General features: G+C 56.1%; 8 protein-coding genes, 9 tRNA genes, 1 rRNA gene and 1 other RNA gene. 2 read left to right on the top strand and 17 right to left on the bottom strand.

Annotation, left to right across the window (positions count from 1 at the left end; genetic code table 11):
- Positions 1-103: 103 nt before the first annotated feature.
- From uraA to C7459_RS23860, 6 genes are all read right to left on the bottom strand, one after another.
- Complete coding sequence (gene uraA / locus C7459_RS12245) at positions 104-1,354, bottom strand: uracil permease (RefSeq protein ID WP_109689597.1); 1,251 nt, start codon at positions 1,352-1,354, stop codon at positions 104-106.
- Between the two features lie 168 nt (positions 1,355-1,522).
- Entirely contained in the window at positions 1,523-2,068 is a 546-nt protein-coding gene (pyrR, locus tag C7459_RS12250) for a bifunctional pyr operon transcriptional regulator/uracil phosphoribosyltransferase PyrR (RefSeq protein WP_146200997.1), read from the bottom strand.
- A 208-nt stretch (positions 2,069-2,276) separates the two neighbouring features.
- Positions 2,277-3,257, bottom strand: coding sequence for an RluA family pseudouridine synthase (locus C7459_RS12255; RefSeq protein WP_109689599.1), 981 nt, complete (start codon positions 3,255-3,257; stop codon positions 2,277-2,279).
- Between the two features lie 11 nt (positions 3,258-3,268).
- Entirely contained in the window at positions 3,269-3,739 is a 471-nt protein-coding gene (gene lspA, locus C7459_RS12260) for a signal peptidase II (RefSeq protein WP_109689600.1), read from the bottom strand.
- 108 nt (positions 3,740-3,847) lie between these two features.
- A complete protein-coding gene (locus C7459_RS12265) occupies positions 3,848-4,564 on the bottom strand; it encodes a TraR/DksA C4-type zinc finger protein (protein ID WP_170119437.1) in 717 nt (238 codons plus the stop codon).
- A 30-nt stretch (positions 4,565-4,594) separates the two neighbouring features.
- The gene (locus C7459_RS23860; RefSeq protein ID WP_245884508.1) at positions 4,595-4,972 is read right to left on the bottom strand and encodes a DUF5665 domain-containing protein; all 378 of its coding nucleotides are present in this window, start codon (positions 4,970-4,972) and stop codon (positions 4,595-4,597) included.
- Between the two features lie 231 nt (positions 4,973-5,203).
- On the opposite strand from C7459_RS23860, the gene C7459_RS12275 reads away from it, so the two are divergent.
- Positions 5,204-5,389 (top strand): hypothetical protein, encoded by a 186-nt coding sequence (locus C7459_RS12275; RefSeq protein ID WP_146200996.1) that lies wholly within the window; start codon positions 5,204-5,206, stop codon positions 5,387-5,389.
- Positions 5,390-5,524: 135 nt separating this feature from the next.
- A complete protein-coding gene (locus C7459_RS12280; protein ID WP_109689603.1) occupies positions 5,525-7,270 on the top strand; it encodes a M3 family oligoendopeptidase in 1,746 nt (581 codons plus the stop codon).
- Between the two features lie 71 nt (positions 7,271-7,341).
- Here the strand turns inward: C7459_RS12280 and C7459_RS12285 are convergent.
- The 11 genes from C7459_RS12285 to C7459_RS12335 form a co-directional block, all read right to left on the bottom strand.
- Positions 7,342-7,418, bottom strand: a tRNA-Pro gene (locus C7459_RS12285).
- 3 nt (positions 7,419-7,421) lie between these two features.
- A tRNA-Asp gene (locus tag C7459_RS12290) sits at positions 7,422-7,498 on the bottom strand.
- A 3-nt stretch (positions 7,499-7,501) separates the two neighbouring features.
- A tRNA-Met gene (locus C7459_RS12295) sits at positions 7,502-7,577 on the bottom strand.
- A gap of 34 nt (positions 7,578-7,611) precedes the next feature.
- Positions 7,612-7,687: transfer RNA gene (locus tag C7459_RS12300), tRNA-Thr, on the bottom strand.
- Between the two features lie 19 nt (positions 7,688-7,706).
- An RNA gene (gene rnpB, locus C7459_RS12305) (RNase P RNA component class B) lies at positions 7,707-8,100 on the bottom strand.
- A gap of 241 nt (positions 8,101-8,341) precedes the next feature.
- Positions 8,342-8,418, bottom strand: a tRNA-Pro gene (locus C7459_RS12310).
- A 9-nt stretch (positions 8,419-8,427) separates the two neighbouring features.
- Positions 8,428-8,509, bottom strand: a tRNA-Leu gene (locus tag C7459_RS12315).
- Between the two features lie 38 nt (positions 8,510-8,547).
- Positions 8,548-8,623, bottom strand: a tRNA-Thr gene (locus tag C7459_RS12320).
- Positions 8,624-8,627: 4 nt separating this feature from the next.
- Positions 8,628-8,719: transfer RNA gene (locus tag C7459_RS12325), tRNA-Ser, on the bottom strand.
- Between the two features lie 5 nt (positions 8,720-8,724).
- Positions 8,725-8,811 (bottom strand) — tRNA-Leu (locus tag C7459_RS12330).
- Between the two features lie 58 nt (positions 8,812-8,869).
- Positions 8,870-9,010, bottom strand: a 23S ribosomal RNA gene (locus tag C7459_RS12335); the annotation flags it as partial.

Raw genomic sequence — 9,010 nt, forward strand, 5'->3', positions numbered from 1 at the left:
TTCCACACGCGGAAGGGAGTCTCAAACAGACAGAACGAACCTGTCTCGTTTCAGGCGACTCACCTTTCCAACCTCTCGGATTGAATTAAAGGTGACTTCTAGGTTAATGCAGCACGCTCCCCGACTTCACCTCGACAGGCTCCTCATTCAACCCGCGCGGTAGCACCAAGTTGAGTAGAATCCCGGCGAAGGTCGCAAGCGCCATGCCTTCGATCTGCAGATCGCCGATATGAATTTTCGCACCGCCGACCCCCAGCACCAGAATGACGCTGGAGATGATCAGATTGCGCTTGTGATTGTAGTTGATCCCACTCTCCACCAGCATCCGAAGCCCAGCGGAGGCGATGATCCCGAACAGCAGGAGCGAGATGCCGCCCATGACGGGCACCGGAATTGAGGAGATGAGCGCCGAGAACTTCCCGATGAAGGAGAACAGGATGGCGAACACAGCAGCTCCCCCGATCACCCAGACCGAATACACGCGGGTGATCGCCATGACCCCGATGTTCTCGCCGTAAGTCGTGCTCGGCGGGCCGCCCAGCAGAGCTGCGATCCCCGTCGCCACGCCATCCCCGAGCATCGAGCGGTGCAGGCCCGGGTCTTTCATCAAATTGCGGCCGACGATATTCTCCGTGACCATCAGATGCCCGATGTGTTCTGCGATCGTCACCAGAGCCACGGGAGCGATCACGATGGCTGCCGTCCAAGAAACTGTCGGCATCGTGAACGCCGGAGCCGCGAACCAAGCCGCACTGCCGACCCCTGCGAAATCCACCAGCCCTTGTACCAAGGCGAACACATACCCGCCGATGATCCCCAGCAGGATCGGAATCACCCCGAGGAAGCCACGGAAAAACGCGCTCGCGATGATCGCGATCAGCAAGGCGACCGAAGCGACGCCCCAGTCCTTCGATGCCATGTCAACCGCCGTACCTGCCAAACCCAACCCGATGACGATCACGATCGACCCGACCACCACCGGCGGCAACAGACGGTCAATCCAACGCGTCCCTGCATAGCGCACCAACACGGCGACGAGGACGTACACCAGACCCGATAGCAAGCACCCGAACAGCGCCGCTCCGACCCCTTGCGACTTCGAGACCGCGATGATCGGCCCGATGAAGGCGAACGACGACCCGAGGTAGCCTGGGATCTTGCCTTTGGTCAAGATGATGTAGATCAACGTCCCGATCCCACTCGTCAAAAGTGCTACCGACGGATTCAGCCCCGTCAAGAACGGCACCAGCACCGTCGCCCCAAACATCGCGAACAGATGTTGGAGGGAGAGCGGAAGCGATTGTCCGAGCGGCAGGCGCTCATGCACGTCTACGATGCGTTGTTGTTTCGCCATGTTGTCTGTCTCCTCCTCGTATCAAAAACCCTCTCGTGCGCAGGCGCAGAGAGGGTACACGCCGACCACCCGACGGTCCGCAGACCGCCCTGTCGAGCGTAGTAGCCACCCTTTCGCGCCTCACGGGACCCGGTTAAAGAGTGCTGCTATTATCTTGTCTACCTGCGATCAAACTGAGTCGTCTTCGAGAATGATCACACGATCGTCCTCGTCGGTTTCTTGCAGATGCACCGCCACGACTTCGCCGCGCGAGGTCGGGACGTTTTTGCCCACATAGTCTGGGCGGATCGGCAGTTCGCGGTGACCGCGGTCGACCAGCACCGCCAATTGAATCTGGCGCGGGCGTCCGATGTCGATCAAGGCGTCCAGCGCAGCCCGCACCGTGCGTCCGGTGAACAGCACATCGTCGACGAGCACCACATGGCGGTCGGAGATCTCACAGTCGATCTCCGACCCGTGGACCACCGGCTGTTCTGAACGCAACTTGAGATCGTCGCGGTAGAGCGTGATGTCGAGCGACCCGACCGGCAGTCGCACACCTTCGAACTGCTCGATGCGCTCCGCCAGCCGTTTCGCGAGGTGGATGCCGCGCGTCTTGATCCCGACCAGCACCAAGTCCTCGGTGCCTTTGTTTTTCTCCACAATCTCGTGTGCAATCCGGGTCAGCGCCCGGCGCACGCCTTGCTCGTCCATCAGCACCGTTTTCGCCACCAACGACATCACAACTCCCCCTTCCTTTGAGTCCAACAAAAAAGGCTTCCTTCCCAGAGGGAAAGAAGCCTTTTTCGCAAAAGGGCACAGCATGCCCCTCACAAGCGCCGCTCCGCAGAGCGACTATCCGGACTCCTTACCGACCTCACTGGATCAGTTTAAAGGAACTATTAAGTTCTATTGGCAAGTCTAGCAGTTTACCAACGTACCGTCAAGCGTCCTGTCGTAAAAAGTCGATCAGTTTCTGCATCTCTTCCGGGATATCGGTGGAGAATTCCAGATATTCACCCGTGCGCGGATGCTCAAAGCCTAGCACTTGCGCATGCAGCGCCTGACCTTCGATGAGATGGCCATAGCGGTTGCGCTTTTGGTTTCCGTACTTCGGGTCGCCGACGAGCGGGTGTCCGATGAAGTCCATGTGGACGCGAATCTGGTGGGTTCGACCGGTCTCCAGCTTCAACTCCACGACGGTGTGCTTCGGCAGACGTTCGAGCACTTGGAAGTGCGTGACCGCCTCGCGCCCGTTCTCGCGCAACACCGCCATCTGCTGACGATGCACCGTGTGACGACCAATGGGGGCGTCCACCGTCCCGAGATCATGTGCGATCACGCCGTGCACGATCGCCAAATACTTGCGGGTCACGGTGTGCTCCTTCAATTGGTGCGAGAGGTTGCGATGGGCGTTGTCGTTTTTCGCGGCCATCAGCAGGCCGGACGTGTCCTTGTCAATGCGGTGTACGATGCCTGGGCGCACCTCCCCATTGATGCCGGAGAGGTCCTTGCAATGGAACATCAGCGCGTTGACGAGCGTCCCGCTATAATGCCCGACCGCCGGGTGTACAACCATGCCGCGCGCCTTGTTGACGACGATCACATCGGCGTCCTCATAGCGGACGTCCAGCGGGATATCCTCCGGCTCCAGCTTGACTTCGACAGGTGCGGGAAGCGTTAACGCGACGACATCACCGGTTTTGACTTTATAGTTGGCCTTGATCTTTTTGTCGTTGACCAAGACTTGTTCCTGTTCGATCAGTTCTTGCACTTGCGAGCGGGACACTTCGCTCACCCGTTCGGTGATCAACTTGTCGGCGCGCTCCCCTGCGTGTTCCTCCTCGACGGTCCATGTGAACGTCGGTTCGAGTTCTTGCTCCTCAGTTTCGAGCTGCAGGTCTGCTTGTTGAGATTGGGACATGGGACTTCCTCCTACTCCACGACTTTCTGGGTCTTCGGCTTGAACGTCTCGATCAAAATGGACAGCACCATCAACCCGACAGCTACGTTAATCGCCACATCGGCCACGTTGAAGATCGCAAACCGCACGAACTGCAAGTCAAAAAAGTCGGTGACCACGCCAAACACCATCCGGTCGATCATGTTGCCGATCGCCCCGCCGACGAGCAACGCCACGCCGAATTCCATCAGCGAGCCGCGTTTGAGATCACCCTTGCGACGGTAATAGATCACAGCGGCGACGACGAGGAGCGAAGACAAGATGAAAAACCACTGCTGCCCTTCCATGATGCTGAACGCTGCACCCGCGTTGCGGTGCGAACTGAGATTGATCACCCCGTCGATCCATGTGACGGACTGACCGATTTCCAGATGCGTACGAACGTAGTATTTCACCCATTGGTCGATGCCAACCACGAGGGCGATCAAAACGTAAAAATACATGCTGTCACACCTCTCCCGGAGAAGTTCCGGCCTTTTTTAGCGTGCCAAGTATAGCATAGAGAGGAGAATAAAGACAAGAGACCAACCGACTTGCGGTTGGTCTCTTTTTTAATACATCTCTCCGCCGTCCCCCGCTTCTTCAAATGCACGGCGATACGGCTCATTGCGGATAAAGCCGGGCTCGATGGGGTTCCCGTTGATATCCGCGATCAGGAAGCCCTCCAAGTCCTCCACATACCCGATGCGCTCATCAGCCTCGATGTACATGTGGTTGGTCTCATTGCCCATGAAAAACGGATTGTCGTCGTTGCCAGAGGCTGTCCCGTACCGCGCAACCGCCTGCCACGCGTCCTCGCCGTCGAAACCATTGTAGTCTTCGTCATTCTCGTCCATATCGCTACGGCCAAAGCCTGGGAACAGGAAGTTCTCCTCAACAGGACGGTTCGCCTGCACTTCGCGCGCATCGGCTTGCTCCTGACAATCCACACAGAATTCCGCAGCCGGCTCAACTTCCAGACGAGCGAACGGGATCTCCTGGTTGCAATGCACGCAGGTCCCGTAAGTTCCATCCTCCATGCGCTCGATGGCCGCATCGACTTCGTTCAGGCGGATCGAATGATGTTCCCGAAGTGCCAAGTCCTTGCCACGCTCGAACGTTTCGCTCCCGAGGTCAGCAGGATGATTGTCATAGAACGACAGCTCGTCGGTCATCGTCTCCTGCGATTCGCCCATCCCAAACCGATCATCCATCATGTCCCGGAGTTCGGTCAGTTCTTCCTCCAATGAGGACCGTAATTTCTGCAGTTGGGTCTGTGTCAACGTCATTGCCAAACTCCCCCTTCCTCTCGTGCTCATCTAGTACGAAGAAGTGTGCAACTGCGCATCGACGATCCGCACGATATCGGCGATAAAGTCCCCGATGATCGGCAAGTTCAACACAGCTACTTTCTGTAACACATACAAAATCACAGCGGCGACGATCGTAAACCCTAACGCAATGCCGACTCCACGTGACATCCCAGACACAAAGTTGAGAAAGATCAGGCGTCTCGGGCGTTGCATGAGTTGCACATACTCCGCGAAGTTGGCGCGCTCCATCTGGACGGCCAGGCGTTGAATTTGGCTGGAGAGAAATCTCGTCTCATCCGGCAGCGTGGCGTGATCATCGCGCACCCGCTCCGTCGGTCGTCCTGGCTTGCGGTCGCCTTGCTTCTCGTCCTCGTGTTTTCGCATCGCAACCCCTCCTGCTTGACTGTATCTTGCCCGCTGAACGGACTCCCCATGATGACAGTATTCGGCACCCGACTCCATTCCGTCTCCATTCCGTGCACAGAATTGTCAAAGTTTCGAGAATCGCAAGGGTTGAGGGAGACGCCCTGCACAGGTATCATAGGAGTAGACATGCACAACTATGACTCGGATCTATTGCCCTTGTTGATTTGGAACCTAGAGAGGAGCACCAACATGCGTCGCCAAACCGTGCGCTCGCTGGCGTCGATCATGATATGGATCGGCGGAGTGGAGCTCTTTGCCAGCTTTTTATCCAAGATCCTGTTTGATTACCGGATTCCGTACTCCGAAGTGTTCATCGGCCTGCTGATCATCGGGCTTGCCAGTTGGATTTATACGACCGTGTTTTATTGGAAATAAGAGAAGACCAAGTGCTCTGCGCACTTGGTCTTTTTTTGTTACAATTGAAATGTAAATGGCTTAGATGATATGATTAGAATAACAGCTGGATCTTGACATCATAACTAAAGTGGACCCATCTAAGGAGGCACCTGTATGACCAAGAACCTGTATATGCCGTCCGTATTGGAAGCCATCTATCCAAATGTCGCCGCATGGGATGCTGCGATGGCGCGGGTGCAAGCCAAAACTGAGGGTTTCAAGGCGGAGTTTGAAGACGTAGTCTGTGAGTCCCCAGCGAAGTTGTGGGAAGTGCTGCGTCAGTTTGAACGGATCTTGATCGAGGTGGAATCCGTGTTTGTCTACGGGCAACTGGGCTTCGACCTCAACCCGGATTCGGACGAATCCGCCCAACGATTTGCCCGCGCCGAGGAAAATAGCTTATATGTGGAAGAATTGACGTCGTTTCTGCTCGATGAGTTGCTCCAGATCGACATGGCGCAGTTTGACGCGTTCACGGCCGAACAACCGGAGTTGGTACGCTATCGACCGTTCCTGCTACGCGTAAACCACGCTTGGACCCACGGAGGCGCCCCCGAATTGCGGTCGGCGTTGGCCGCACTCGATTCGGTTGGCCAACACTTTGAGGAGTCGGCCAAAACGCTCCTGCTTCGCGAACTCAAGTTCGTGCCGGTGGAACACCCGGATAACGGGACGGTAACGCTCACGTGGAGCAACTACCGCACATTGCTCAGCGACCCAGATCGCGCGTTTCGCCAACGTGTGGCACAGTCCTTCCTCGGCGGACTGCACCAGCATGTGGAAACGCTTTCCTCGCTGTACCACGGCTATGTGAAAAAGGAACAACAAGCTGCAAACCTCCGAGGTTTCACCTCTTCCTTCGAAGCGGCGATGCACCGTGATCAAGTGGAGGGCGAACTTTACGACCACCTCCTCGAAGTGGCCCGCAAGCATGCGCCCGCGTTCCAAGCCTCGCTCGAATTGCGCCGTCAGCGTCGAGGAGAGGCCGGGGATGCCCTGCGTTGGTATGACCTGTTCGCCCCGCTGGCACCTGCTGTCAGCCGCACCTATACGTTGAAAGACGCAGAACAGGTACTGACTGCCGCCTTGCAACCGCTCGGCCCGGAATACGTGCAGTACGTGCGCGAGTCGTTTACCCACATCGTGCCAGATGCGCCGATGCCGACCGTGTACACGACCAACGTCTACGCCCGTCGCCCCGTCGTGCTGATGAACTACCGGAACACAGTAGACAGCCTGCTGACGCTTGCGCATGAATTGGGACATGCTCTGCACTTGCGACTCGCCAACCGCCGCCAGCCGTTCTTCGCCGCGGAAGCCTCGGTGATTCCAAGCGAAATCGCAGCGTTGACCAACGAATGGCTGGTGCTGCTCCATCTGCTGGACATGGCAACAGACGAGGAGGAGCGTTCCTACCTCACAACGCTTGCTGTTGAGAAGTTCCAGACGGCGTTTTTCCGTCAAGCCTTGCTGGCTGAGTTTGAACGGCATGTCCACGACCAGATTGAGGAGGGGGCGTTTTTGACAGCCCCGCTGTTGGGTGAGTTGTATTCGACGCTGCTGGCAACGTACTACGGCGAGGAGTTTGCTGCAGCGGAAGCGGCTGATGATTGGGTGCGCGTCACGAATCTCTACGAGTGCTTCACGACCTATACCGCTCCGATCGCCAGCTGCATCGCGGTGACGCTGGCCTCGTCCCTGCACCAAGAGGGCGGCTTGCCATTGGCGGACCGCTACCTGCAGATGTTGGCCAAAGGCAATTCGTTGCCGCCCGCCGACCTGTTGCAGATCATCGGTGTCGATTTGATGCAGGGTGATTATTACAAACAAGCTCTGGAAGCCTACAAATCGCTCTTCTAAGGTACGCAAAAAAGGATATGCAAAAAAGACCCGATTCTCTGTGAGAGAATCGGGTCTTTTTTAAGATAGGATGGTCGGAATGCAGGGATTCGAACCCTGGACCTCACGCTCCCGAAGCGTGCGCGCTACCAAGCTGCGCTACATTCCGAAATGGCGGAGCTGACGGGATTCGAACCCGCGGTCTTCCGCGTGACAGGCGGACATGTTAGGCCACTACACCACAGCTCCATGTGGTTGCGGGGACAGGACTTGAACCTGTGACCTTCGGGTTATGAGCCCGACGAGCTGCCAACTGCTCCACCCCGCGATAATATGAAGTTACTTGATGTTGAAGGTAAAAATGGTGCCGGCGAAAGGAATCGAACCCTCGACCTACTGATTACAAGTCAGTTGCTCTACCAACTGAGCTACACCGGCAAAATCGGAATGCAGAGATTGTTGTAAGCCACGTTTTGTTACTCTGTGCTCCAAACGGCTGATTAGACCTCGCACTACGAGTGGTAACCATCTATCTATCGACGATTGTCGATCCGCCCTTCAGTTCAGAGTTTCTAGTTCCCTCCGGGCAGTTCCCCGACCATAGTTTGGGTTTCTCGCAGATGGGGTTTACCTCGTTCCACCCTCCTCGTTTCCAAGGAGATTCGTCACTGTGGCACTTTCAGGGTAGTAGCAGCATATCCCGAAGGACGTAGCTGAGTTCCCCGCCGTCAGCCCTTGCAGGCTGCCCTGACTTATTTATTCATCAGGCATCCGAACTCTGAGCATCTCAGCTCAGGCGAGCGTGGACTTTCCTCACTGTCGTCAAGCGACAGCGCGATCACCGCACATATCTCTGCAGAATTTCGTTTGTACAACACCGCTCATCGCGGCGACAAGAGTTATCTTACCATGCTGGCGGCGATGGCACAACACGCCTGATCGGGCATTCAGAAACAAATTCCGCTCTCGTAGAGGTTCACCACGCATAAGGTCTACGATTCTACTGAATGCTCCTGATCTCGCAGGTGTTTGGTTCCGCTAGATTGTACAAAAAAGGCACACATCTCAGTAGAGAAGTGTGCCTTTTGTAGATGGTCGGAATGCAGGGATTCGAACCCTGGACCTCACGCTCCCGAAGCGTGCGCGCTACCAAGCTGCGCTACATTCCGTTACAGAAATGGTGCCGGAGAAGGGACTCGAACCCCCACGGTTTCCCGTTCGATTTTGAGTCGAATGCGTCTGCCATTCCGCCACTCCGGCCTATTCGGTTTCTGTAACATCTGTAAAGAGGATAAAACTGGTGCCGCTTACCGGAATCGAACCGATGACCTATTCATTACGAGTGAATCGCTCTACCAACTGAGCTAAAGCGGCATGATGGCGGAGAGAAAGGGATTCGAACCCTTGAGACGGTTTCCCGCCTACACGATTTCCAATCGTGCTCCTTCGACCAAACTCGGACATCTCTCCATCAATGGTGCGATCAAGAGGACTTGAACCTCCACAGGGTTGCCCCCACAAGAACCTGAATCTTGCGCGTCTGCCAATTCCGCCATGATCGCAAAACAAACTTGATACACTGGATGCTGCAACTTTGTGAGTATAAGACCTTGCATTTCGTAGGATAAGCCCTCGACCTATTAGTACTGGTCAGCTAAATGCCTCGCGGCACGTACACACCCAGCCTATCAACCCAGTCTTCTACTGGGGGTCTTACCACGTTGACCGTGTGGGAAGTCTTATCTTGAGGGGGGCTTCGCG

Source organism: Tumebacillus permanentifrigoris (assembly GCF_003148565.1).
In the GTDB taxonomy this organism is placed as follows: Bacteria; Bacillota; Bacilli; order Tumebacillales; family Tumebacillaceae; genus Tumebacillus; species Tumebacillus permanentifrigoris.